The sequence below is a fragment of the Desulfobulbus rhabdoformis genome, from assembly GCF_016919065.1.
Classification (GTDB): Bacteria; Desulfobacterota; Desulfobulbia; order Desulfobulbales; family Desulfobulbaceae; genus Desulfobulbus; species Desulfobulbus rhabdoformis.
Genome location: NZ_JAFFQA010000181.1, coordinates 1 through 404 on the forward strand (window position 1 = coordinate 1; position 404 = coordinate 404).

A 404-nucleotide genomic window follows, 5' to 3' on the forward strand; every position below is an offset into this window, starting at 1 on the left:
GTGATGCGGGACGGGTCGACGCCGACGCGGCTCAGGGCGTCCTCGGCGATCGCGCGCCGTTCCTTGCGGGACAGGTCGCGCCGGTGTTCCTTCAGGGCGTCGTCGAGCTGCGCCCGGATGGTGGTGACGGGGTTGAGGGCGTTCATCGCGCCCTGGAACACCATCGACAGCTTCGACCAGCGCACGGCCCGCAGCTGCTCGTGCGGCAGCCCGAGCAGGTCGATGTCGGTGCCGTCGCGGTCGTGGAACGTGATGCTGCCCGAGGCGACCTTCGCCGGCGGTCGGTGCAGCCGGGTGATGGCGTACGCCAGGGTCGTCTTGCCGCAGCCGGACTCCCCCGCGAGCCCGAGGATCTCGCCGGGGGCCAGGGTGAGCGACACGTCCTTGACGGCGTGCACGGGGTG

1 protein-coding gene is annotated in these 404 nt (G+C 72.0%); it reads right to left on the reverse strand.

Going from position 1 to position 404, the window contains the following annotated elements:
- A partial coding sequence (locus JWJ90_RS22995; protein WP_205229531.1) for an ATP-binding cassette domain-containing protein occupies positions 1-404 on the reverse strand: 404 nt, incomplete at both ends.